Below are 24,267 nucleotides of genomic sequence, written 5' to 3'. Positions count from 1 at the left end.
GACCTGTGCCTGCCCCGTCCCGCCGCGCCGTCCCCGGCGCCGGGCGCGGTGCTGGTGCACCCGGGCGCGGCCTCGGGGTCCCGCCGCTGGCCGGGGGAGCGGTTCGCCGCGGTCGTACGGTGCCTGCGCGCGACCGGGCACCGCGTGGTCCTCACCGGCGGCCCCGGCGAGGACGCCCTCGTACGGTCGGTCGCCGAGCGCAGCGGGCTCCCCGCGTCCGACGTGCTGGCCGGCGGCCTGCCCCACGCCGAGCTGTCGGCGCTGGTGGCCGAGGCGGCCCTGATGCTCAGCGGGGACACCGGCCTTGCCCACCTCGCCGTGGCCCACGGCACCCGCTCGGTCACCCTCTTCGGACCGGTCTCCCCACGGCTGTGGGGCCCGCCCCCCAGCCCGGACCACCTGGCCCTGTGGCGGCCCGGACCGCCCGGCGACCCCCACGGCCGCATCCCCGACGCCCGCCTGCTGCGCCTCGGCACCGGCGAGGTGGCGGCCGCGTGCCTGATGCAGCTCCGGTCGGTCCGTACGGCTGTGGAGGTGGCGCAGGTCCAGTGAGCACGCTCCGGGCATCGCGCGGGGGACCGGTCCGCCGAACGTGGGCGTGCGCGGTGCCGCGGCGGTCGCGCATGACCATGGGCAGGGTCCCGGCGTTCCCCGCCGTCCCGGCCGGACGAGCGTGGACGCCGTCCCCACCCCCTGACGCCCGTCCGCCACGCCCCCGCACTGCGACCTGCTCCGGCAGGGCTGGTGGCTCGCCCACGGCGAGGACCTCACCGTTCACCACCAGGCGTCCGGCTGCGCGACAGCACCGCTCGCCGCGTCCTCGGCCTGCACGACAACACCCTGTGGTTCACCTGGCTGCGTCGGCCCCTGCTGCCCGCCCTGGGCCGGACCGGCCACCTGATCCGCACCGTCCCGCACGACGCCGCGTCCGTGCGCGCGTTCGCCCACGCCACCGCCGGACTGCCCTGGGTGCTGCGCCGGCGCGACCCCGTGCCGCCCGAGCTCGAACACCGGATCGCCACGCTCGGGCTGGCCCGCCGCGCCTCGCCGGCCCGGCGGTACGTCGGGTGAGCGGGCGGCCTCCGGCCGGGCCGCGACACGCCCGGACCTGTCGTTGCACCGGGCATCCCCGAGGGGCACAGTGGTCCCCTCCCGGTCAAGACGCGGCCGGCTGATCCCCTCCCGAGCAGGAAGCCCCTTCCCATGGAACAAGGTCAGCTGTCCTCCGCCCGCGTCCGCCCGGCCGGCCCCGCTCCGCTGCACCTGCGGGCCGTCCGGGAGCGCCGACCCGGCGGAGGCGGCATCACCGTGCTGAAGGCACGCGGCACCGTCGACGCGTCCAACGCCGCCGAGTTCTCCGAGTCCCTCGCCGGCCATCTCGCCGAGGCCGACCGGGCCGGGGAAGCCGCGGTACTGGACATGGCCGAGCTGTACCTGGCCAGCGCCGTCGCCGTGCGCTCGCTGGACCGGGCCACCGGCGGGCTCGCCCTGGCCGGCCGCTGCCTGCCGATCGTGCAGCCCAGACCCCATGTGCGCGAGGCGCTCCGGCTGGCCGGCCTGCCGGGCGTCCGCGCCCACGCCACCCTGGCGTCCGCCGTGCACTCCCTGGAGGCGCAAGCGCAGGCGGGTGCGGGGCAGGGACCGGGGGCCGGCCCGGCCGGCGGCTGAGCGCGGCCACGGAGGCCGGCCCGGCCGGCCGCCGGCACGGCCTCGCTGCGGTTGAGAGCCGAACGGCGACCGTGCAAGGTGGTTCAAGGTCAGGAAGAGGCCTTGCCAGTTCCCTGTGACGTCCTGGTGTGGTGTTGCGATGAAACGTTCTTCCGGCCGCCCGGGCCCACCGGCCCCGCTCGTCATCGAGTCGTCCGTCGTCGAGGGCCCGCCCGCCGAAGGCGCCCTGCTCCTGCGCCTGTCCGGCACCCTGGACGCGCTCGGGGCGGCGGAGTGGTCGGACGCCCTGCGCACCCACCTGGAGCAGGCCGACCGCGCCGGGCTGCGGCCCGTCCTCGACATGGGGCACGTGCAGCTCGGCGGCGCGGCGGTCCTGCGCACGCTCAGCGAGACCGCCCGGGCCCGCACCGGCCGCCCCGACCTGATCATCGTGCGGGCCCGCCCCGGCGTCCGGGAGGCGGTGCACCTGGCCCGCCTCGACGGCGTCCGGCTGTACGCCACCCTCGACGAGGCGCTGCGCGAGCCGGCCCGTGCGGCGTCCCAGGCGGAGGACCTGCCGGTCTGGCACTCGCAGATCGCCGACCCGCTGCGGCCTTCGTACGAGGACCTGCACAAGGAGGTCCGCGCCCTGCGCGCCCGGGTGCGCACCGCGCCGGTGATCGGCATGGCCCAGGGCACCCTCATGGCCCGCTACGGCCTGCCCGACTCGGCGAGCGCCTTCCGGGTGCTGCGCGAGGCGTCCCAGCGGTTCAACGTGCCGCTGCGGGTGCTGGTCTCCGCCGTGGTCGTGGCCCGCGCCCCGGAGGGCGGGGTGTGGTTCCCCGGGCGGCGCCCGCTGCCCGTGCCGCCGCTGCGGACGCTGGTCCGCGGCAGCCGGGACCCGCGCTGCCGGCGGCAGATGATCGACGCCGTGCTGCACGAGGCGCTGGCCCTCGGGCGGGCCCCCGCCGGGTACGTCCAGCTGGTCGACCCCGCGGTGAACGCCCTGATGCTGGAGACCCACCACGGCTGTGACGAAAGGTTTCTCGACCACCTCGTCCGCGGCCGGGCCGAGGGTTCGGCCGACGCGGCCGCCCGGGCCCGGGGCCGCCCGGTCACCGTGCCCGACGTGGCCGGGGAGCCGCTGCTGTCCGACGAGGTCCGGCGCGCCCTGCTGGTCACGGGCGCCCGCGCCCTGCACACCGTCCCGGTCGTCTCCCCGGCCGGCTTCTGCACCGGCGTGATCACCCTGCTCTGGACGGTGCCCGGACACCGCGCCACGGCCGCGCGTGCCGAGGCCCTCGGCCTGCTGGCCGCCGACACCGCTGCCTGGCTGAGCTGGTACCACCGCTCGGTCCTGCTCGACGCGCTGGAGCATCTGCACCGGACGCTCGCGGAGCGACGCGTGTCCTGAGGCGACGCACGTGCGAGGGCGGCCGTCCGACGGCGTGCGTCAGCCGCCCCCCGTGGGGACCCGGCCGGACCGCGCACGGAACACGTACACCCGGAGGGAGCCTCGCGCCTGTCCCATCCGCAGCAGCCCGGACAGCGGCGCGGTGACAAGGGAGGCGCCACCCCGCAGGACGGCGGCGAACTCAGGGCCCGCCGGACGACCGGACGCGGCGCGGGCGCCCGCCCCCACGGCTCGGACAAGGGCGTCAAGGGCGACGGCAGGGGCTGCGGAGTGCCGCCGCGCAGCAGCCCGAGCACCCCTGAGCCCCACCTGGCGCCCGCCACTGGCAGCGGCTCCGGAGGCGTCACCGGACGCCTCCGGAGCCGCTTCATGCCCGGCGACGGACCGGATAGGCTCGCCGTATGCGGATCTCCGTCTCCTCCGACATGGACGAACCCGTCGCCCGTCTCCTCGTCGGGGAACTGCGCAGGCGCGGCCACGAGGTGCGCGAGCACGGCGCCCTGCGGCCCGGCGCCGACGCGCAGTGGGCGGTCTGCTCCGAGGCGGCCGCCCAGGACGTGGCCCAAGGTGCGGCCGACCAGGCGGTGGTGTGCTGCTGGACCGGCACCGGCGCCTCCATCGCGGCGAACAAGGTGCCGGGCGTCCGCGCGGCCCTGTGCACGGACGCCGCGACGGCCGAGGGCGCGCGGCGCTGGAACGACGCCAACGTCCTCGCGCTCAGCCTGCGGCTCACCTCCGCCGCGGTCCTGACGGAGATCCTCGACGCCTGGTTCGCGGCCGAGCCCAGCCGGGACCCGGAGGACGTGCGCAACGTGGCCCGCGTCGGCCGCCTGGACGCCGTCAGGCTGGGTTCCTGACGGTGCGGGGCGGCCGACGCGGGCCGTTCGAAGGCTGATCGTCCGTCGCCGGGGTCCGGTTCAGTGGGCGCCGAGCCCGCCACCGCCGAACGAGCCGCTCGACCCCTTGCTCCAGCGCGGGCGCTCCTTGGAGTCGGAGGGCCTGGTGTCCATGTTGGACAGCTCGTACGGCGTGAGCGCCCGGCCGCCCTCGGGGGTGCGGGGAATCTCCTGGGACTCCCGGTTCTCCCGGACCTCGTGCACCGCGCCCTCCGGTGGCAGGCGCGGCTGTTCCTCGGGACGCGGGCGAGGGGGCTCGCGGTACTTGACGCGGGAGTTCATCCAGAATCCGCCGGCGAGCAGCGCCAGCAGACCGACGGCTATACCGAAGAGCACGAGGCTCATCAGACCGCTTGCCGCGGCCAGCTGCATCTGTGCGGTACTCATAGCACTGGAATACCCCACCCAGACAGGGACGAACCGGACACCTTGCGTGCGCGTGCGCCGACGCACGGCGACCCGCCCGGTTGCGGCGAGGCCCGGCCCGTTGTACGCGTTTGCGGCGCCCTGGGTCGGCTACCCGCCCGGTGTGACACCGCCGACTTCGCAGCAGCAGCTCTACAGGTTCCTGGAGGACCGGTTCACCTGCGCGCAGGCGTGCACGGAGTGCGCCAGGGCGTGTGCGGTGCGCGCGAGCCTTCTGGATCCGGACGGCACCGAGGGGCAGGAGCGAGTGCGCCGGCTGGGCATCATGTGCGCCGAGGTGTGCGACGCGACCTGCCGGGTGCTGTCCGAGGAGATCCGTCAGGACGAGGAGGGGATGAGGATCCAGCTGGAGTGGTGCCGCTCGGTCTGCCTGGAGTGCGCGCACGCCTTCGACGAGCAGTCCGGCGCCGAGTCGGCCGCGAGCGCCTGCCGGGCCTGCGCCGTCGCCTGCACGGACTTCATGGCGGCACTGGACTGAGCCCCGGCGGAACCGGGAACAGCCGCACCCCGTGTCCGCCTGCGTCCCCCGTCGCCTGTGTCGGCCTGGGGATGCCCCGGGCGCGCGGCCGGCTCCCGGCCGTTCCCGACTGCCTCCTCCGTCCGCCGGCGCACCCCCTCTCCTGCCCGGCGCGCGAGGCGCCATAGCGGCGCGTGGCGCGGGCGGCGTACGCCGCGATGCCTCCGTACGTCCACGAACCGCGCCGCAGGCCGGCCCCGCATCCGCCGCCGTCACCCGCCGGCCGCGCGGCGTGTGCGTGCCGGTGCGTCACGTTCCCGCAGATCAGGGTCGCGAGCAGTCGTCGAAACGCCTCCCGGGAGCCGTGCCGGGGCCCGGTCCGGGCGTGGGAACGGCCCCGTACAAAACGGGGCGATCGACCGCCATACTGGGCGAGCAGGGGGGTGTCACGGGTCGGGCCGGGTTCCGCGCGGCCGCGGCGCCGTGGCGCCGTTCCCGGGGGCGGAGCGGACGGCGACGGGGGCGACGGCGCGCGATGGGGGAGAACAGGCTGGTCCAGGGCCGTTACCGGCTGCTCGACCTGGTCGGGCGGGGCGGCATGGGCGAGGTGTGGCGGGCCCGGGACGAGTCCCTCGGCCGGCAGGTCGCGGTCAAGTGCCTCAGGCCGCTCGGGCCGCAGGACGATCCGTCCTTCACCCGCGTACTGCGGGAACGGTTCCGCCGGGAGGCGAGGGTCGCGGCCGCGCTCTCGCACCGCGGGGTGACCGTGGTGCACGACTTCGGCGAGGACGACGGCATCCTGTACCTGGTCATGGAGTTGCTGCAGGGCCGCGACCTGAGCCGGCTGCTGGAGGACAACAAGGGGCATCCGCTGCCCGTGGACGACGTGCTGGACATCGCCGAGCAGGTCGCCGCGGCCCTCGCCTACACCCACCGGCAGGGCATAGTGCACCGCGACCTCAAGCCCGCCAACATCGTCCGGCTGACCGACGGCACGGTGAAGATCTGCGACTTCGGCATCGCCCGCCTCGGCCACGGCATCGGCTTCACCGCCCGGCTGACCGGCACCGGCATCGCACTGGGCACCCCGCACTACATGTCCCCCGAGCAGATCGGCGGCGCCGAGGTCGACCAGCGCAGCGATCTGTACTCGCTGGGCTGCGTGCTGTACGAGATCGCGACCGGGGCACCGCCGTTCGACCTGGACGACACCTGGGCGATCCTCCTCGGGCACCGCGACACCCCGCCCCGCCCGCCGCGCGAGCACCGGCCCGAGCTGCCCGAGCCCTTCGAGCGGGCCGTCCTCGACCTGCTGGCCAAGCGCCCGGAGGAACGGCCGTACGACGCCCGGGAACTGGGGCTCCGCCTGACCGCCGGACGCACCGCACCGCCATACCGGCCGGGCACCGCGGCGGGCCGGCCGCGCCCCGGCGACGCGGCGCCGCGGGAACGGCGGCTGCCGTTCTGGACCCTGGGCATGAACACCGGCCACAAGGCGGTCGGGACCGGCCTCCGCGCGCTCCCGCCCGACCCCGGTGCCGCCCTGACCGGCGCCTGGACCGCCCGCCCGGCCGACGCGCGGGCCGGTGCCGCGGTCCTGTCCCGGCCGTCGCCGGACGCCCTCGCCGCCCTCACCGCACGGCGGCAGCAGGGCCTCGCCCTGGCCCGGCGCGGCCGATGGGTCGAAGCGTGTGAGATTCACCTGGCCGTCGCCGGTGAACGGGCGGCCCTGCTCGGCCCGGACCACCCCGAGACCCTGGCCGCCCGCTGCGAGGCCGCCTTCGCCCTCGGCCGCGCCGGCCGCGCCGCCGACGCGCTGGACGCCTACACGGCCGTCGCCGAGGCGAGGGAGCGGACCCTCGGCCCCGACCACCCCGACACCCTGGCCGCCCGTCAGGAAACCGCCTACGTCCTCGGCCGGCTGGGCCGCCACTTCGAGGCCCACCAGGGCTACGCCTCGGTGCTGGCCGCCCGCGTGCGGGTCCTCGGCCCCGACCACCCCGACACCCTGCGCTGCCGCCACAACCTCGCCTTCAGCCTCGGCCGGCTCGGCCGCCTCGAGGACTCCTGCCGCACCGCACTCGACGTGGCCGCCGCCCGCGCCCGGGTGCTCGGCCCCGATCACCCCGACACCCTGGTCACCCGGTACGAGGTCGCCTACGCGCTGGGCCAGCTGGGGCGCTGGGAGGAGGCCCTGGACACCTACCGCGAGGTCGCCGGGGCCCGCGCCCGGACCCTCGGCCCCGGCCATCCGGACACGCTCGCCGCCCGCTACGAGGAGGGCATCAGCCTCGGCCGGCTCGGCCGCGGCGCCGAGGCCCTGCGCGTCTACCGCGCGCTGGTCGAGGACCGCACCCGCCTCCAGGGCCCCGTCCACCCCGAGACCCTGCGCGCCCGGCACGGCCTCGGCGTCAACCTCGGCCGCCTCGGCCGCTGGGAGGAGGCGCTCGCCGAGGCCCGCGACGTGTGCGCGCAGCGGGAGCGGGTCCTCGGCACCGACCACCCGGACACCCTGGTCAGCCGCCGTGAGGTCGCGGTCGCCCTGGGCTGGATGGGACGCTGGCCGCAGGCGCTCGCCGAGTACCGCGCGGTCGCCGCCGCCCGCGAACACGTCCTCGGCCCCGGCCACCCCGACACCCTCGCCAGCCGCAACGACGAGGCGCACTGCCTGGAACAGCTCGGCCGGGGCGGGGAGGCCGCGGAGCTGTACCGCAGGGTCGCGGTCCTGAGCCGGCAGCGGACCCCCGGCGGCCCCTGACCCGTCGGCCGACCGCGTCCGGCACGCCTCTGGCCGTCGTCGATCATGACGTGTTACGAAGAACCATGCCTGCCAACGAGGGAACCCGGACGTACGACGCCGTCGTCGTCGGCGGCGGCCACAACGGCCTGGTCGCCGCCGCCTACCTGGCCCGGGCCGGCCGCTCCGTGCTGGTCCTGGAGCGCCTCGGCCACACCGGCGGCGCCGCCGTCTCCACCCGGCCGTTCGCCGGGGTCGACGCCCGGCTCTCGCGCTACTCCTACCTGGTCAGCCTGCTGCCGCGGAAGATCGTGCGCGACCTCGGACTGGACTTCCGCGTCCGCGGCCGCACCATCTCCTCGTACACCCCCGCCGAACGCGGCGGCCGGCCCACCGGGCTGCTCGTCGGCGGCGGGGAGCGGCGCACCCGGGAGGCCTTCGCCCGCCTCACCGGCGGCGCGCGCGAGTACGAGGCCTGGCAGCGCTTCTACGCCATGACCGGCCGCGTCGCCCAGCGCGTCTTCCCGACCCTCACCGAGCCCCTGCCCGCCCGGGAGGAACTGCGCCGCCGCATCGACGACGAGGAAGCCTGGCGGGCCCTGTTCGAGGAGCCCGTCGGCGTCGCCATCGAGGAGCGCTTCGCCGACGACCTGGTGCGGGGCGTGGTCCTCACCGACGCGCTGATCGGCACCTTCGCCGACGCCCACGACGCCTCCCTCGCCCAGAACCGCTGCTTCCTCTACCACGTCATCGGCGGCGGCACCGGCGCCTGGGACGTGCCGGTCGGCGGCATGGGCGCCCTCACCGACGCGCTGGCCGGCGCGGCGCGCTCGGCGGGCGCGGTCCTCGCCACCGGGCACGAGGCCGTGCGCATCACCACGGACGGGCGCACCGCCGAGGTCGGCTACCGCACCGCGGACGGGGAGGGAGTCGCCGCCGCCCGGCACGTCCTGGTGAACGCCTCGCCGCGCGAACTGGCCGCGCTGACCGGGGACGAGGCACCCGAGCCCGCCGAGGGCGCCCAGCTGAAGGTCAACATGCTGCTGAAGCGGCTGCCCAGGCTGCGGGACGTGGCGGTCGACCCGCGCGAGGCCTTCGCCGGTACCTTCCACATCGCCGAGGGCTACCGTCAGCTCGCCACCGCCCACGCCCAGGCGGCCGCCGGGGAACTGCCCGCCGCGCCGCCCTCGGAGATCTACTGCCACTCCCTGACCGACCCCACCATCCTCGGCCCCGGCCTCGCCGAGCGCGGCTACCAGACGCTCACCCTGTTCGGCCTGCACACCCCCGCCCGGCTCTTCGCCCGCGACAACGACGCCGTGCGCGAGGAACTGCTGAAGTCCACCCTCGCCCAGCTCGACGCCCACCTCGCCGAGCCCCTCGCCGACTGCCTGGCCACCGACGCCGACGGCCGGCCCTGCATCGAGGCCAAGAGCCCGCTCGACCTGGACCGTGACCTGCGCCTGCCGGGCGGCAACATCTTCCACCGCGCGCTGTCGTGGCCGTACGCCCAGGAGGGCACCGGCCGCTGGGGTGTGGAGACCCGGCACACCAACGTGCTGCTGTGCGGCGCGGGCGCGGTGCGCGGGGGAGGGGTGAGCGGGGTGCCGGGGCACAACGCGGCGATGGCGGTGCTGGAGGAGACCGCGTGAACACCGCGTGACCTCGGGCGCGGAGACGATCCGACGACGACCGGGGCGAGGAGGCCAGGGCGTCGGGCGCGAGCCGGGCCCCGCCCCCGCGCCGGCCTCGTTCTGTCGGCCCAACTAGATGCCCCGAGCGGGTCAGTTCTGTGTGCTCCGGTCCGGCGCGGCTGCCTGGTGAGGGTAAGGCTCCCCGACAGATGACCGGATGAGGAGCAAGGAGCTGACTCGTGGGACGTGTGCATACCCCTCGCCGATGGGCGGGTGTGACCGCAGCGGCGCTGGCTGCCGTGGCGGCCACCGCCTCGCCGGCGGCCGCTGCCGGGTCGGTGACGACCGTGACCGCTTCACCGGCGGCCGTGTCGTCGGCGCATCGGTGCAGTTGACGGCGACCGTCGTCCCGGTGATCGTGACGAGAGTCCCGCCGCCGGTCGAGCCCTGATTGGGCGTGATAGGCATGACAACGCTCCTCGCTGCGGTTTGACGATGCCGTGAACCGGCGCTGCAGCGGCGCTGTCACACCCGGCCCACGGTGTGGGTCGGAACAGGGTGTGGGATCTACGCGGCGCCGTGCCGCTACATCGGAGGCGTGAGGGGCGATTGCTGCGACGTCCCGCGCGTACGGGCACCGGCGGACGCCGCCAATCCCTCTCTCTCCGGTACGGGAGGGCGGCCCGCCGGTTCGTATCACAAGTGACCCACGAAGCCGCTTAGGCGACAAGGGAGTTGGCGGCGACGGCACCCGAATGGAGCAATGGAAGGTGCGGTGCCCTGGGCGCGGAGTCTCTCGGGAGGGGCGTCTGTCTCAGCCTGCGTGCTGACTCACTCCGGCAGTGAGCGCTGCAGCCGCAGGCTCCGCAAGGTCCGGCGCACGTCGGCCTCCATGGCCTGCCACGAGACGAGCCGGTGCCACTCCGGGTCGACGGCGCCCGGAACCGCCGCGCCGCGCTCCCGCCACTCGTGCAGGAGCGCCGCGTACAGCGGGGTGAGCCTCAGGTCGCCGCCGGGGCGCGGGAGTGCGTGGCGAGGCGTGGCGGGTCGCCGTTGCGGCAGCGCCGGCGCGGGTGTCCGCACCGTGTCGCGTACTCCTCGCACGGCCTGCGGTGACGACTCGTCAGCTGCGGCGGGTGCCGTCGTCGCCTCGGCGGCCCACTGCGGGGATCCGCCCGGCCCGATGCCGGCGTGCTCCGGCCGGACCGGGGTCGACGCGTCCGGCCACGGCAGGGGGGCGGTGAACCACTGCGTCTGCGTCGGTCCGGGCGTCAACGGAGAGCTCATGAACTGAGCAACGAGGCCGAGGGCTTGGAGAAACTCCGCCGGACGGGTTACGCCCCGGTGGCTCGCCGTCCGGTTCGGCGGCCCGGAAAACCGACAAGTCGGTGCCACTCGCATGGCACCGACTGCCGATCCAACTCCCCCTCGAGGGTGCCCATCGCGGCTTCGGTACGGCTCGGACATCTCAACCCGTATGAAAAGGCCGAAGGCCCCACCGCAGTCGCGCCCCCCGGGAGGGATGGGCGGCCCACCGGTTGGATATGTCCAGTGACGCAGCATTACGGCATATGCCGCAAGGGGTGTATCGGATCACCACTCGTTTGGATGAGCGCATCGCGAGCGCGCGATCGGAGCGCACCGGCGCGGTGCTGGAGCCCGGAACGCCCGTCGCCCGCCGCCAGGCCGCCGCCGTGGCAGACGGCGCCGGCCAGGCCGATGTCGCACCTCGCCGTCCGCGCACGCCGACACGCCCGTGGCCCGGCGCGTCCGCCGGGCCACGGGACGGATGTGTCACTGGTAGGTGAACCCGCCCGTGACGGTGGCACTGCCGGTCGGGGTGGTCACGACCACCGCGACATTGCCGGCGGCTCCCGGCGGGGTGAGCCCGGCGGCGATGGTGCCGGTGGCGTCGACGACCACGTTGGTCGCCGCCACGCCGCCGAACGTCACCTGGGCCCCGGTGAGGTTGGAACCGGTGAGGACGAACGGCGTGCCACCCGCGGTGGTGCCCGTCGACGGGGTGATGGACGCCACGACGGGCAGGATCGGCGTGATGTAGGTGAATCCGCCGGTGACGGTCGCCGTGCCCGCGGGAGTGGTGACCTGGACGGCGACGTTGCCCGCGGTTCCGGGAGGCGTCAGACCCGTCAGCACCACTCCTCCGATGACGTTGACGTTGGTGGCCGGCACACCGCCGAAGGTGACCGAGGCACCGGTGAGGTTGGTGCCCACGATGAGGAACGGCGTACCGCCCGTGGTGGGACCGGTCTGCGGAGCGATACCGATGGCGGTCGGCGGCTGCGGGGGCGGCGGAGCCACGTAGGTGTAGTTGGCGGGGGTGCTCGCACCGGCGGCGGTCGTGACGACCACGGAGACGTTGCCGGCGGCGTGGGGAGGGGCGACGACCGCGATCAGGAACCCGAAGGGGTCCTGGGAGAGGATGGTCGCCGGGACGCCGCCGAAGGTGACGGAGGTGGCTCCGCCGAGGTTGGCGCCGATCAGCAGCACGGTGTTCCCTCCGCCGGTGGGCCCGAAGCCGGGCACCGCCGCGAACAGGGTCGGCTGCGACAGGATGGAGGGCAGCCCTGGGGTCAGTTCCACGGACATGGTGGTTCTCCTTGTGGGAGTGGGTGGTTGATGCGCTGGATGCCGCCGGGTTCGCGTCCGGGCGCAGAGTCGGCAGAGTCCTGCCGGGCCGGTGACGGGAGACGAGTGCCGTGAGCGAGGCGCAGTCACCGGGGGCCGGGCCGGGCGCCGAGCGGTGCGTGGCTACGGCCGGCTGAGGGGGATCCGCGGTCCTGGCGACGGGCGGCCTGCCGTACCGCTGCGCAGGCGGAGCAGCGATCGGAGAGGTCGGTTCGCCCTCCGGGGCGAACAGCCCCGCGGACATCCGCGATGTCGCCGGCCACTCTGGGCTGGCGGGCCGGTACTTCAGTGGTAGTAGGGCCATGCGGTCGGGGACAAGACCGCTGCACGCACATCACTCTCAGGAGGGAGCGTGCGGGGGTGAGCCGGTTCCCGTCGGCGTACCACCGGTGGAGCCTGCCCGGCGCGTTCGGGCAGGGCGGCCAACTTGACCGCGTCGGGCGGCAGACCGAGGATCGGGTGCCATGACGCCTGGGCACGGAAGCACGGTCGACGGAGTCCTGCGACGCAGCGCGCGGCGCACCCCCGCGCGGGTCGCCCTCGCGTACCGGGAACGCTCCTGGACCTACGAGGACCTCGACGAGGCGGTCTCCCGCGCGGCGGCCGTCCTGCTCGCCGAAGGGCTCGCTCCCGGCGACCGCGTCGCCGCCTACGGCCACAACTCCGACGCCTACCTCATCGCCTTCCTCGCCTGCGCCCGCGCGGGCCTGGTGCACGTGCCGGTCAACCAGCACCTGACCGGCGACGACCTGGCGTACCTCGTCGGCCAGTCGGGCAGCACGCTGGTCCTCGCCGACCCGGACCTGACCGGCCGGCTGCCGGGCGAGGCGGCCGTCCTGCCGCTGCGCGACGCCGACGGCTCCCTCCTCGCCCGGCTGGCGGGCACCCCCGCGTACGCGGGCCCGGAGCCGCGCACCGAGGACCTGGTGCAGCTGCTGTACACCTCCGGCACCACCGCCCTGCCCAAGGGCGCGATGATGACCCACCGGGCCCTCGTGCACGAGTACCTGAGCGCGATCACCGCCCTCGACCTCAGCGCCGGCGACCGGCCCGCCCACGCCCTGCCGCTGTACCACTCGGCGCAGATGCACGTGTTCCTGCTGCCCTACCTCGCCGTCGGCGCGACCAACCTCGTCCTGGACGCCCCGGACGGGGACCGGCTCCTCGGCCTGATCGAGGAGGGCCGCGTGGACAGCCTGTTCGCGCCGCCCACCGTGTGGATCGGCCTGGCGAACCGGCCCGACTTCGCCACCCGCGACCTCGGCGGGCTGCGCAAGGCGTACTACGGCGCCTCGGTCATGCCCGTTCCGGTGCTGGAGCGGCTGCGCGCACGGCTGCCGAAGCTCGCCTTCTACAACTGCTTCGGGCAGAGCGAGATCGGCCCCCTCGCCACCGTGCTCGGCCCCGACGAGCACGAGGGCCGGCCGGCCTCCTGCGGCCGTACCGTCCTGTTCGTGGACGCCCGCGTGGTGGACGAGACCGGCGCGGACGTGCCCGACGGCACGCCCGGCGAGATCGTCTACCGCTCACCGCAGCTGTGCGAGGGCTACTGGAACAAGCCCGAGGAGACCGCCGAGGCCTTCCGGGACGGCTGGTTCCACTCCGGCGACCTCGCGGTGCGCGACGCGGACGGCTACCTCACGATCGTCGACCGGGTGAAGGACGTCATCAACTCCGGTGGCGTGCTGGTGGCTTCGCGCCAGGTCGAGGACGCGCTCTACACCCACGAGGCCGTCGCCGAGGCCGCCGTGATCGGCCTGCCCGACGAGCGGTGGATCGAGGCCGTCACCGCCGTCGTCGTCCCGCGCGGCGAGGTGACCGAGGACGAACTCGTCGCCCACGTCCGCGACAAGCTCACCGCGTTCAAGGCGCCCAAGCGGGTCCTGTTCGTCGACGAACTGCCGCGCAACGCCAGCGGCAAGATCCTCAAGCGGGAACTGCGGGACCGGTTCGGGGCTTAGCGGGCCGCCGCCCCTCCCGGGTCGGTTCCGGCGCCGGACGACGCAAAGGCGTTGCGCGCGGCCGGGCGGGCCCCGGATGATCAACCCCATGCCCGCCTTCACCGCCGCCGACGGAACCCGGCTCGCCTACCACCTCCGGGGTGCGGGCGCGCCCCTCGCCGTCCTTCCCGGCGGCCCGATGCGCGCCTCCGCCTGCCTCGGTGACCTGGGCGGCCTCGCCGAGCACCGCCGGCTGGCCCTGCTGGACCTGCGCGGCACGGGGGACTCGGCGATCCCGGCCGACCCGGCGACGTACCGCTGCGACCGGCTGGTGGACGACGTGGAGGCGTGGCGGGACCACATGGGCCTGGAGCGCATGGACCTGCTCGCCCACTCCGCGGGCGCCTGCCTCGGGATCCTCTACGCGGCCCGCCACCCCGACCGGGTCCGGCGGCTGCTGCTGATCACCCCGAACCCCTCCGCCCTCGGCCTGCGGGCGACTCCCGAGGAGCGGCTGGCCGCGGCGCGGCTGCGGGCGCACGAGCCGTGGTTCGCCGAGGCGTTCCCCGCGTTCGAGGCCTGGCTGGCCGGCGAGGGCGGCTTCGACGAGGTCTTCATGCCGTTCTTCTACGGCCGCTGGGACGACACCGCCCGCCGCCACGACGCGGCCGCCGACGAGCAGACCAACGACGAGGCGGGCGAGCGGTACTTCGCCGAGGGCGCCTTCACTCCGGAGGCCACCCGGGCCGCGCTCGCCGCCCTGACCGCACCGGTCCTGCTGTACGCGGGCGGACTCGACGGCGGCCCCCGCCCCGACCTGGTCCGGCGCGCCGCCGAGGCCTTCCCCGACGCCGAGGTCGCCGTCCAGCCCGGCGCGGGCCACTACCCGTGGCTGGACGACCCGGACCACTTCGTGCGCCGCACGCTCGCCTTCCTGGACAGGTGAGTCCCCGCGGGTTCCGGAAGGCATGCGCCCCGGTGCCAGGGGGAGCCGGCCGCCCTGCCAGGGCGCCCACCGGGGCTCGTGGGAGCCGAGCCCCCCGACCCGGGTCCGCAGCCGGAAAGTCCTCCTCACGTGGCCTGTCCGCCGTAGGGACCGGTCGCTAGGCTGGCCGCGGACGACGAACCGGGAGGAGCACGGACGTGGCCGAGACCATCACCCAGCACAAGCCGCTCGCGGGCTGGGACAAGCCGGAGCTGGATCTCAGCGAGGCCGAGTGGCAGTCCAGCAGCCGAGGTCTGGGCGATGTCCAGATCGCCTTCGTCGAGGGCTTCATCGCGATGCGCAACAGCGGCCGCCCCGAGAGCCCGTCCCTGATCTTCACACCCGCGGAATGGGGCGCGTTCGTGTCCGGGGCGAGGGAAGGGGAGTTCGACCTCACCTGAGCGATCAGCCGAGCGATCCGGCGCCGGGAGCCGCACCGGGGTGTTCCCCGCGGAATTCCGGACACGCGATCAGCAGCGCCCCGCGCGGGCCGGCGCCTGAGCGGGGCCGGCCCGGGCAAGGGGGAAGATCGCGTTCCGGAGGTGGGCCACGATGAGCACGGCGCCGGTCGTCGCCGCGGTCGACGGATCCGAGGACAGTCTGCGCGCCCTGGAATGGGCCCTGGACGCCGCCCGCCGCCGCGCGGCCCCGCTGCGGGTGGTGCACGTACGGCAGTACGCCGCCTGGGGACAGGCCGACGTCCTGGTCGCCGGGCCGCCCGACGCCGGGGGCGACCCCGTGATCGACGAGGTGCGCGCCCGGCTGCGGGACCGCGCGGACGCCCCGGCCGCGGAGTACCTCGCCCTGGAGGGCGTACCGGGCGCGGTGCTGCCCGGACTCGGCGCGGACGCCCAGCTGCTGGTGCTCGGCTCGCGCGGCCGGGGCGGCTTCGCGAGCCTGCTGCTCGGCTCCAACGGGCTCGCCGCGGCGCGGGACGCCGAGTGCCCCGTGGTCGTCGTGCCCCGGCCCGGCCGCGAGGTGCACGGGGAGGAGCCCGCCGAGCCGGGTCCCCGGGTGGTCGTCGGCCTGCACGCCGACAGCCCCGACGAGGCCGTCCTCGGCTTCGCCTTCGCCGAGGCCGCCCGGCGCGAGGCCCGCCTGGAGGCGGTCGCCGCCTACCCGTGGCCGGTGCAGACCTGGTCCGCGCCCGGCCGGCTCGTGCCGCCCCCGGTCGACCAGGACGCCGTCGAGCGGGAGACCCGCTCCCTCGCCGAGGGCTTCCTCGCCCCGCACCGCGAGCGGCACCCGGCGGTCCGCGCCGACGTCCGGATCCTGGCCGGCGACGCGGCCGGCCACCTCGTCGCCGCCTCCCGCGACGCCGACCTGGTCGTCGTCGGCCGCCACCGCCGCCGCCTGCTCGCCCCCGCCCGCCTCATGGGCTCGGTCACCCAGGCCGTCCTGCTCCACGCCGCCTGCCCGGTCGCCGTCGTCCCCCCGTCACCTCCGGAGGAGTGAGGTTCCCGCCGGGGCGGGACCCGGACGGGCGTCCGGGCGTCGCCGGTCTGTGGGGGCACGTACCATGGCCGCATGTCGTTCCTCCGCCGCCGCAGCGCCACCCCCGCCGGACCCGAATTCGACGTGCTGGCCATGGACCCGGGCGACTGGCCGGGCAACCTCGGCGCGGGTCTGCTGCCCGCCCCCGACGGCACCTGCCAGGGGGTCTTCCTGCGCTACGACCTCTTCGGCGGCCGCGGCCCCGCCATGATCATCGGCAACCTCCCGGAGGGCTCCCCGGCCCGCGAGGTCGCCGACGGCGAGATCCCCTTCGAGGTGGGCCAGCTGCTGCTCGCGCTGGAGAACGACGAGGAGGTCACCGTCGTGGGGGTCGAGGACACCCCCGTGCTGCAGGGCGACAACCTGCTGATCGTGCGCCGCCTCAAGCTCTCCGAGGGCCGGATCTCCTGCGTCCAGTTCGACCGCAGCGACGGCGTCCTCGTCACCATCGCCGCCTGGGACCGCCCCATCACCGACGACCTGTACGCCCTGCTGAAGCCGCTCCCGGCGGAGCTTTTCCAGCAGGGCTGACGGCAGGGCCTAGCCGGCCGATCCCTCCAGCCGGACGTCCGCGGCGCGGACGAACGCCACCCGGTGGCCGTACTGGATCTCGTAGTACAGGTCGTCTCCGATCACGACCCGGTGCGAGTCCGGGGTGAAGGTGACCGCGTAGTAGTACTCGCCGGGCATCACGTCACCGACCACGTACCGCTGGCCGGCCGGGATGGTGTACCGAAGCGGCACCACCGACTGCGCGGGGACCCCTGCCGGGTATGCCGCCTTCTCCGGGTACGCCCTGCCGTAGACCGGGATGCTCGCCAGGCCGTCCTTCGGGGTGACGACCAGGCCGGACGCCGGCACGGCCGTCCGCTGCCCGCGCGGGTTCTCGAACCAGGCCTTCTGGCCGAGGTACCAGATCGCCGTCCAGTCGCCCCAGCGGTCGGCGACCGCGTACTGCTGCCCGGTGGAGACCCGGGAGGACAGGTCGTTGACCCCGTCGGTCGGCGCGGTGCCCAGGCCGATGTCCTGGATCAGCGGGGCACTCTCGTCGTGGTCGGAGTACAGCCGCACCTCGCTCGAGCCGTGCGCCGGGCACGGCTCGCCCTTGGTGGTGCAGCCCGTGTACACCGGCTGGTTCGCCGCGTAGTCCGGCAGGATCGTCACCAGCGCGGAGTGCCGGTCGCCGGTGCGCCGGAAGGGGTGGCCCAGCAGCTCGAAGTAGTGCCGCCAGTCCCAGTAGGGGCCCGGGTCGGTGTGCATGCCGGGGACGGTCGAGGCGGTCGGGCCGGGCACGTTGTCGTGGCCCAGGATGTGCTGCCGGTCCAGCGGGATGCCGTACCGGTGGGCCAGGTACCTCACCAGCCGGGCCGAGGAGCGGTACATCGCCTCGGTGTACCAGGCGTCCGGGGAGGTGAGGAAACCCTCGTGCTCGATGCCGACGGACCGGGCGTTGACGTCCCAGTTGCCCGCGTGCCAGGCCACGTCCTTCGCCTTGACGTGCTGGGCGATCAGGCCGTCGGTGGAGCGGATGGTGTAGTTCCAGGACACGTAGGTCGGGTCCTGGATCAGCTTCATGACCCCGTCCCACGTGCCCTCGGTGTCATGGACCACGATGTACTTGATGCGCTGCGAGACCGGGCGGTCGCCGAGGTCGTGGTTGCCGTAGTCGTCGTTGCCGAACTGGGCGTACGGGGCCGGGATCCACTCGCAGGACACCGACTTCGGGCACTCCGCGCCGTCCGCCGGGACCGTGCGCAGACCGGTGCGCCGCAGATGGGAGGTGTCGGCGGCCAGATCCGGCCGGGCGGCCAGGGTCACCCGCTGGCCGTCGTCCGTGGTGCGCGCCTCGCCCGTGCGCAGGACGTCGTAGACGTCGTTCGCGTACGCCGCCGCCGTCGCCGTGTCGTCGGCGCCGGAGAAGCGGGCCACCGCGCCGTACCACGCGGCCGGGTCGCTGCTGAGCGGCTCGCCCAGGTCCTTCTGCGCGGCGGCCAGCAGTGCCGCGCCGCCCGCGACGTTGGCCGCCGGGTCGGTGCGCAGCTCGGCCGCCGGGATGCCGGTCAGCTCGGCCGCCCGGGGCAGGGTCTTCAGGCGGGCCGGGAGCGCGGAGTCCGCCGGCACCGTGATGCCGGGGTGCCGGGCGGCGCGGGCGCTGTCGCCGCGCGCGTCCTCGGTGCCGTCGGCGAAGTGCTCGGTCGTGGCGAGCGCCGTGTGCGCGTCGGTCAGGTGCATCGGGCCGTAGCCGCCGGACACGCTGGGCGCCCCGGCGTGCGCGTCCCAGCGGGACTGGAGGTAGGAGACGCCGAGCAGGACGCTCTGCGGCACGTGGTACTCGGCGGCCGCGTCGGCGAAGGCGCTCTGCAGCCGGCCGGCCGGGGGCACCGGGGCGCTCTCGGCCGGGGCCGCGGCGAGCAGCGGCAGCAGCAGCGCGGCGGAGGCGAGCGTGCCCGCGGTCCGTCTGAGATGTCTGTGGCCGGGCGTGGACGTGGGGGCGGTGGCGGATCCTCGCAATGCGGCCTCCTGTGACGGGCGGGCGTGGCGGGGCGCGGGGCGCCGGGCTGGGTCAGTGCTACCGGCTTGCCGACGATCCGTCAATGATGCCTCCGCCGAGGCGATTTCCCATGTCACAGAGGGGTTCGGCGAGTTTCGGGGCGGTGGCCCACGGGCCTGCGGGGCGTCAGTGGCATATACCAGTGCATCCGCGGCAGCCATGGGCCCGGACGTCCTCGCGCGCACCCGGACGCACGAGGATCCGCGGTGCGCCGCCGCTTCGGGCGCACCGCGGATCCGTCGTCCCCGTCAGCGAGTGCCGACCGCCGCGCGAACGGCCCGCCGGGCCAGCTGGCAGTCGTCGTGCAACCGCCGGAGCAGCAGCCGCTGTTCCTCGCCGCAGGGCGCGGCGCCCGGGTGGGCCGTGCCCGGTGCCGCCGGGGCCGGGTCGTGCATCGACCGCTGCACGGCCGTCTCGTAGGTGCGGATCTCCCGGGTCAGCAGCAGCATCAGGTTCACCAGGAAGGCGTCCCGGGAGGCCGGGCCCGCCGACTGGGCGATCTGGCTGATCTGGCGCCGGGCCACCGGCGCGTCCCCGAGCACCAGCCACAGCGTCGCCAGGTCGTATCCCGGCAGGTACCAGCCCGCGTGCTCCCAGTCCACCAGCACCGGACCGGCCGGTGAGAGCAGCATGTTGGAGAGCAGGGCGTCGCCGTGGCAGAACTGGCCCATCCCCTGGCGGCCCGCCGCGTGCGCGATGCCGTGCAGCAGCTTCTGCAGGTCGCCCAGGTCCCGGTCGGTCAGCAGACCCAGCTCGTGGTACCGCGAGATGCGGGCCGCGTAGTCCAGCGGGGCGTCGAAGGTGCCCGCGGGGGGACGCCAGGCGTTCAGCCGGCAGATCGCGCCGAGCGCGGCCCGGATGTCCGGCCGGGGCGGCGCCTCCACCGGATGCCGCTGCAGCGCCGCCACCCGCCCCGCCATCCGCTCGATGACCAGGGTGCCGTTGTCGGGGTCCGCCGCGATCAGCCTGGGCACCCGCACCGGCGGCCGGTGCCGGACGAAGGAGCGGTATGCGGCTATTTCGTGGCGGATCCGCTCCGCCCAGGCCGGCGACTGGTCGAGGAGACACTTGGCCACGGCCGTGCTCCGCCCCGTCGTCCCCACCAGGAGGACGGACCGCCCGCTGCGGCGCAGCACCTGGATCGGAGCGAACTCCGGGCAGATGCGGTGCACCGAGGCGATCGCGGTGCGCAGCTGCGCTCCCTGGGGACCGGACAGGTCGAGCCTCCCGCTGAGCGGCTGGGAGCCGGGCTGCCCCGGGGCGCGCCGCGGCCGGCCCGCGCCGAGCACCGGCGCGGCCGCCCGCGCCGCCGGGTCGAGGTACGGTCCGCCGCCCGCGGGGCGGGGTCGCAGCGGCCGGGGCGGAGCGGACACGGAGGATGATGCTGCGTACATGGGAGATACAGATCCCTTCGTGTGCCTGCGGTGCCTGCCTGTACGTCCATGTGCCGAGTGCGGGCGCTGCCGCGCCCGCCGCTCGTTCGTGCCTGCGCCCACCCGGCCCGGCCGCCCGGGCACACCCTGGGGAGTGTGTCCGTCATATGCCGTCACACGAGGGTGGCGACCGGGTCGGGGTGGCGCGTTCCTACTCGACACCCGATGCCCAGTGGCACACCATCTGGCGCACCCTGGCGAACCCTGGCGAATACTCGCTCGGCAACCTCCACGGGGCTACTGTCAACTCAGCCGAGAACCTGGGGGCTTGACGTGAGCGGACAACCCAACACCCGCCTCGCGGACCTGTTCGGCCTGGCCGGCTGGTCCAAGGGCGAACTCGCGAGACTGGTCAACAAGCAGGCGGCGGCCATGGGCCACCCCCAGCTGTCGACCGACACCTCGCGGGTGCGGCGGTGGATCGACATGGGAGAGATCCCGCGCGATCCGGTGCCGCGGGTGCTGGCGGCCCTGTTCACCGAGCGTCTCGGCCGTGTCGTGACCATCGAGGACCTCGGTCTGGTCCGGCACGGGCGCGCGGGGAAACGGCAGGGCGACGGGAATGCGGAACATCCCGACGGCGTGCCGTGGGCGCCCGAACGGACCGCCGCGGTCCTCACCGAATTCACGGGAATGGACCTCATGCTCAACCGACGCGGCTTGGTGGGCGCGGGTGCCGCGCTCGCCGCGGGATCCACACTCAGCAGCGCCATGTACGACTGGCTGCACACCGACCCCACCCTGAAGGCCGACGCCCCCGCTCTCGACGATCCCCTGCACGCCGACCCCGCCGGGTTCGACCGCTACGAGGCCGCCCCCGTCGGGTCGCAGGAGATCGAGGAACTGGAGCGCTCGGTCGAAGTGTTCCGCGCCTGGGACGCCGCCCGTGGCGGCGGGCTCCAGCGCAAGGCGGTCGTGGGCCAGCTCAACGAGGTGGGCGGCATGCTCGCCTACCACCATCCACCCCATCTCCAGCGGCGCCTGTGGGGCGTCGCCGCCAACCTCGCCGTCCTCGCCGGCTGGATGTCCCACGACGTCGGCCTGGAGCCCACGGCACAGAAGTACTTCGTCATCGCCGCCCATGCCGCCCGCGAGGGCGGTGACCGGCCGAGAGCCGGCGAAGCCCTGTCCCGGGCGGCCCGTCAGATGGTCCACCTCGGCCGGCCCGGCGACGCGCTGGACCTGATGAAGCTCGCCCAGTCCGGTGCCGGGGATCGCCTGCAGCCGCGTACGAAGGCCATGTTCCACACCATCGAGGCCTGGGCGCAGGCGTCCATGGGCAAGGGCCAGGCGATGCGCCGCACGCTGGGCCGGGCGGAGGACCTGTTCGTCTCCGACCGGGAGGACGTGGAACCGCCGGACTGGATGCAGACCTTCAAGGACGAGGATCTGTACGGCATGCAGGCCCTGGCCTACCGCACCCTCGCGGAGTTCGACCCGGCCGCGGCCACGCACGCCCAGTACTACGCGGAGAAGGCCCTGGCCCTCCGGGTCGACGGACGGGAGCGGTCGAAGATCTTCGACCATCTCTCCATGGCCTCGGCGTGCTTCATCGCCGACGACCCGGAGCAGGCCGACCGCTACGCCCGGCTCGCCCTGATGTCGATGGGCTCGAACTCCTCCCGCCGCACCTGGGACCGGCTGCGGCAGATGTACCGGCTCACCGCCGAGTACGCCGGCTATCCGAAGATCCACGAACTGCGGGAGGAGATCCGGCTCGTGCTGCCCCCGCAGCGGGGGAAGAGCGAGGGCGGCAGCGCACAGGCCTGAACCCCGCCGGGGTCAGCCGGTGACCCGGGCGACGAGCACGCAGGCGTCGTCCTCGCGGTCCTCTCCGCCGAACTCCTCCACGACCGTGCGCACACAGTCCTGCGCGCCGCGCGCCGCGCCGAAACGCGGGGCGAGGCCGAGCAGGCGGTCCACGGCGTCCGCACCGCTCTGCCCCGACACCAGTCCGTCGGTGTGCAGCAGCAGGAGGTCGCCGGGCTCCAGGGTCACTTCGGCCTGCCCGTAGACGGCACCCGTGGTGGCACCGAGCAGGACACCGTCCGGCGCCTCGAGCGGACGCCCCGTTCCGTCGCGGTACAGCAGCGGGGCGGGGTGACCGGCCTGCGCCCAGACCAGGGTGCGGGACTGGGGCCGGTAGTGGCAGCACACGGCGCTGCCCAGAGCGGGCTGCACGGTGGCGTCGAGTAACTGGTTCAGCAGGTGGAGCAGTTGGCCGGGCGGGGTGCCGGTCATCGCCATGCCGCGCACGGCACCCAGCAGCATCGCCATGCCGGAGGCGACGGCCACCCCGTGCCCGGTGAGGTCGCCGACGCTCAGCAGGGTGGTGCCGTCGGACAGCTCCAGCGCGTCGTACCAGTCGCCGCCGGCCGGCAGTCGCGTCGCGGCCGGGAGGATGCGGTGGGTTGCGAGGTCGAGGGTGGCCGGCCCCTGGTGCGGGAGGCGCAGGGAGCCGCGCCAGGGCGGCAGCACGGCCTCCCGCAGTTCGGCCGCGAGCCGCTGCTCGGTCCGCGCCCGGCCGCGGTCACGCCGCAGCGAGTCTTCGGTCTCGCGCACCGTCCGCCGGTGGCGGCGCAGTTCGCTGACGTCGCGCAGCACCGCCCACATCGAGGCGGTGCTGCCGTCGGCGCCGAGCACGGGCTCGCCCATCATGTGCACGGTCCGTTCGGAGCCGTCCGGGCGCAGGACCCGGAACTCGCCGTCGACGGGCCTCGCGTCGACCAGGCAGTCCGTGACCATCGCGGTCAGCTTCGGCCGGTCCTCCTCCGGTACCAGGGAGGGCAGTTCGTCCAGGGTGAGCGCGGGGGCGGCCGGGTCGAGGCCCAGGATGCCGTACAGCTCGCCCGACCAACTGGCCTCGTCCGTGAGCAGGTTCCACTCCGCGCTGCCGACGCGACTGAGCAGCGAGCCGTGTGCGGGAGCGGCAGGCGTGGCGTGGCCGGCCGGGGCGCCGGGCGGCTCCTCGGGCGCGGGCTCGGGGCCGTCCCTGAGCTGCGCCAAGTGCGCGTCCAGGTCGTCGAGTTGGTGCAGGGCGAGGTCGTACAGGGCCCGCTGCCAGCGCTCCTGGAGGTCCGAACCGTCGTTCCGCGTGTCCCGCCGTACGGCGTCCACGTCGCCCTTGAGCCGCCGCGTCTGCGTGATCAGCGCCTCGACCGAGCCGCGCCCGGGGGGATGGGCGGACGGGCGGTCCGCGGAGACTGGGGACGGCATGACGCACTCCGGAGGGGGACGGTACGGCAAGGGTGACGGAGGGACCGTTACGACTGTTGCACAGCCGGCCACGCCCTGTAAGGGATTCGGCGACACACGATACGGTGGTGCTTTCGGCATATGCCAGAGTCTTGACGGCGTGCTTCCAGGGTACGGGCCCCTTACCCGCGAGACCGCCCAAGTCGTAGTCGGACTACGGGACTTGACGGACGGGGTGAGGGTTCCGGAGGCGCACTCAGCCGCCTGTTCGACGCTCTGGCATTCCCGTGAGGCGGTGACCGTTCGATCCGCGCCAACTCTGACCGGATTTGACGTCCTGGAAACGGCCCCGGCGGACTCCTTAATGGCATGGACACCGTCATCGAGCAGCCCGCCCACGCCCGCCTCATCACCGCCGAGGACCAGGAGGTCCCGGTGCCGGCCACCCTGCGCTACACGCCCGACGATCCGCTCGCCGTCTTCGTGGACTTCCCGTCCGAGGCCACCCTCTCGGGCGACGAGGTCACCTGGACCTTCGCGCGCGCCCTGCTCGAACAGGGCCTGCGCGCCCCGGCCGGCCACGGTGACGTGCAGATATGGCCGTACGACCGCACGCGCACGGTGCTGGAGTTCCACTCGCCCTGCGGCCTCGCCCTGATCCAGTTCCCGAACTCGGCGCTGCGCCGCTTCCTGCTCCACACCTACGCCGTGGTGCCGCCCGGGCAGGAGAACGTGGCGGCGGTGGTGGAGCGGGGGCTGAGCGCGCTGTTCGGCGGGGTGTGAGCCGGTGCGGCACCCGGAGGCCGCGG

General features: G+C 74.8%; 20 protein-coding genes and 1 pseudogene. 15 read left to right on the top strand and 6 right to left on the bottom strand.

The window, feature by feature from the left end; genetic code table 11:
* Nucleotides 1–48 precede the first annotated feature (48 nt).
* The 5 genes and pseudogenes from AQJ66_RS39935 (at nucleotide 49) to AQJ66_RS04860 (ending at nucleotide 3,918) form a co-directional block, all read left to right on the top strand.
* Nucleotides 49–552, top strand: coding sequence for a glycosyltransferase family 9 protein (locus AQJ66_RS39935; RefSeq protein WP_341849406.1), 504 nt, complete (start codon nucleotides 49–51; stop codon nucleotides 550–552).
* Between the two features lie 172 nt (nucleotides 553–724).
* A pseudogene (locus AQJ66_RS04875) lies at nucleotides 725–1,071 on the top strand (glycosyltransferase family 2 protein); the annotation flags it as partial.
* A 132-nt stretch (nucleotides 1,072–1,203) separates the two neighbouring features.
* Nucleotides 1,204–1,668, top strand: coding sequence for an STAS domain-containing protein (locus tag AQJ66_RS04870; protein ID WP_061917089.1), 465 nt, complete (start codon nucleotides 1,204–1,206; stop codon nucleotides 1,666–1,668).
* Between the two features lie 139 nt (nucleotides 1,669–1,807).
* A complete protein-coding gene (locus AQJ66_RS04865; RefSeq protein ID WP_061917086.1) occupies nucleotides 1,808–3,061 on the top strand; it encodes an ANTAR domain-containing protein in 1,254 nt (417 codons plus the stop codon).
* A 401-nt stretch (nucleotides 3,062–3,462) separates the two neighbouring features.
* Nucleotides 3,463–3,918: an RpiB/LacA/LacB family sugar-phosphate isomerase gene (locus AQJ66_RS04860; RefSeq protein ID WP_061917084.1), complete on the top strand. Its 456-nt coding sequence runs from the start codon at nucleotides 3,463–3,465 to the stop codon at nucleotides 3,916–3,918.
* Nucleotides 3,919–3,978: 60 nt separating this feature from the next.
* Here AQJ66_RS04860 and AQJ66_RS04855 read toward each other — a convergent pair whose 3' ends face one another.
* Nucleotides 3,979–4,344, bottom strand: a complete 366-nt coding sequence (locus AQJ66_RS04855; protein WP_208611285.1) for a DUF6479 family protein — start codon at nucleotides 4,342–4,344, stop codon at nucleotides 3,979–3,981.
* Between the two features lie 142 nt (nucleotides 4,345–4,486).
* Between AQJ66_RS04855 and AQJ66_RS04850 the strand changes: the two genes are divergently transcribed.
* The 3 genes from AQJ66_RS04850 to AQJ66_RS04840 all read left to right on the top strand — a co-directional run bounded on the left by AQJ66_RS04850 (nucleotide 4,487) and on the right by AQJ66_RS04840 (nucleotide 9,229).
* Entirely contained in the window at nucleotides 4,487–4,861 is a 375-nt protein-coding gene (locus AQJ66_RS04850) for a four-helix bundle copper-binding protein (protein ID WP_061918265.1), read from the top strand.
* A gap of 514 nt (nucleotides 4,862–5,375) precedes the next feature.
* Nucleotides 5,376–7,598 carry a serine/threonine-protein kinase gene (locus AQJ66_RS04845; RefSeq protein ID WP_061917078.1) on the top strand — a complete coding sequence of 741 codons (2,223 nt, stop codon included), beginning with the start codon at nucleotides 5,376–5,378 and terminating at the stop codon, nucleotides 7,596–7,598.
* Between the two features lie 65 nt (nucleotides 7,599–7,663).
* Nucleotides 7,664–9,229, top strand: coding sequence for a phytoene desaturase family protein (locus AQJ66_RS04840; protein ID WP_061917075.1), 1,566 nt, complete (start codon nucleotides 7,664–7,666; stop codon nucleotides 9,227–9,229).
* 813 nt (nucleotides 9,230–10,042) lie between these two features.
* Here the strand turns inward: AQJ66_RS04840 and AQJ66_RS04830 are convergent.
* Nucleotides 10,043–10,498, bottom strand: coding sequence for a hypothetical protein (locus tag AQJ66_RS04830; RefSeq protein WP_159052531.1), 456 nt, complete (start codon nucleotides 10,496–10,498; stop codon nucleotides 10,043–10,045).
* Between the two features lie 507 nt (nucleotides 10,499–11,005).
* Nucleotides 11,006–11,821: an IPT/TIG domain-containing protein gene (locus tag AQJ66_RS04825; protein WP_061917066.1), complete on the bottom strand. Its 816-nt coding sequence runs from the start codon at nucleotides 11,819–11,821 to the stop codon at nucleotides 11,006–11,008.
* A 503-nt stretch (nucleotides 11,822–12,324) separates the two neighbouring features.
* On the opposite strand from AQJ66_RS04825, the gene AQJ66_RS04820 reads away from it, so the two are divergent.
* From AQJ66_RS04820 to AQJ66_RS04800, 5 genes are all read left to right on the top strand, one after another.
* Nucleotides 12,325–13,821: an acyl-CoA synthetase gene (locus AQJ66_RS04820; RefSeq protein WP_061917063.1), complete on the top strand. Its 1,497-nt coding sequence runs from the start codon at nucleotides 12,325–12,327 to the stop codon at nucleotides 13,819–13,821.
* 88 nt (nucleotides 13,822–13,909) lie between these two features.
* A complete protein-coding gene (locus tag AQJ66_RS04815) occupies nucleotides 13,910–14,746 on the top strand; it encodes an alpha/beta fold hydrolase (RefSeq protein ID WP_061918263.1) in 837 nt (278 codons plus the stop codon).
* 197 nt (nucleotides 14,747–14,943) lie between these two features.
* Nucleotides 14,944–15,186, top strand: coding sequence for a DUF397 domain-containing protein (locus AQJ66_RS04810; protein ID WP_061917061.1), 243 nt, complete (start codon nucleotides 14,944–14,946; stop codon nucleotides 15,184–15,186).
* 151 nt (nucleotides 15,187–15,337) lie between these two features.
* A complete protein-coding gene (locus AQJ66_RS04805) occupies nucleotides 15,338–16,240 on the top strand; it encodes a universal stress protein (protein ID WP_061917058.1) in 903 nt (300 codons plus the stop codon).
* A gap of 72 nt (nucleotides 16,241–16,312) precedes the next feature.
* Nucleotides 16,313–16,810: a glycosyltransferase family protein gene (locus AQJ66_RS04800; RefSeq protein WP_061917055.1), complete on the top strand. Its 498-nt coding sequence runs from the start codon at nucleotides 16,313–16,315 to the stop codon at nucleotides 16,808–16,810.
* A gap of 9 nt (nucleotides 16,811–16,819) precedes the next feature.
* Here the strand turns inward: AQJ66_RS04800 and AQJ66_RS04795 are convergent, their stop codons facing one another.
* Together AQJ66_RS04795 and AQJ66_RS04790 are read right to left on the bottom strand one after the other, a co-directional pair.
* Nucleotides 16,820–18,790: an N-acetylmuramoyl-L-alanine amidase gene (locus AQJ66_RS04795; RefSeq protein ID WP_061917052.1), complete on the bottom strand. Its 1,971-nt coding sequence runs from the start codon at nucleotides 18,788–18,790 to the stop codon at nucleotides 16,820–16,822.
* Between the two features lie 288 nt (nucleotides 18,791–19,078).
* Nucleotides 19,079–20,224: an aminoglycoside phosphotransferase family protein gene (locus tag AQJ66_RS04790; RefSeq protein ID WP_061917049.1), complete on the bottom strand. Its 1,146-nt coding sequence runs from the start codon at nucleotides 20,222–20,224 to the stop codon at nucleotides 19,079–19,081.
* A gap of 312 nt (nucleotides 20,225–20,536) precedes the next feature.
* Here AQJ66_RS04790 and AQJ66_RS04785 point away from each other — a divergent pair, with 312 nt between their 5' ends.
* Nucleotides 20,537–22,033: a DNA-binding protein NsdB gene (locus tag AQJ66_RS04785; RefSeq protein WP_061917046.1), complete on the top strand. Its 1,497-nt coding sequence runs from the start codon at nucleotides 20,537–20,539 to the stop codon at nucleotides 22,031–22,033.
* A 12-nt stretch (nucleotides 22,034–22,045) separates the two neighbouring features.
* Here the strand turns inward: AQJ66_RS04785 and AQJ66_RS04780 are convergent, their stop codons facing one another.
* A complete protein-coding gene (locus AQJ66_RS04780) occupies nucleotides 22,046–23,479 on the bottom strand; it encodes a PP2C family protein-serine/threonine phosphatase (RefSeq protein WP_061917043.1) in 1,434 nt (477 codons plus the stop codon).
* Between the two features lie 348 nt (nucleotides 23,480–23,827).
* Between AQJ66_RS04780 and ssgD the strand changes: the two genes are divergently transcribed.
* Complete coding sequence (ssgD, locus tag AQJ66_RS04775) at nucleotides 23,828–24,241, top strand: spore wall synthesis regulator SsgD (protein ID WP_061917042.1); 414 nt, start codon at nucleotides 23,828–23,830, stop codon at nucleotides 24,239–24,241.
* Nucleotides 24,242–24,267 lie beyond the last annotated feature (26 nt).

Source organism: Streptomyces bungoensis, from assembly GCF_001514215.1.
In the GTDB taxonomy this organism is placed as follows: Bacteria; Actinomycetota; Actinomycetes; order Streptomycetales; family Streptomycetaceae; genus Streptomyces; species Streptomyces bungoensis.
Note: the sequence above shows the minus strand (reverse complement) of the source record. Positions and strands in the feature narration are given on the sequence as shown.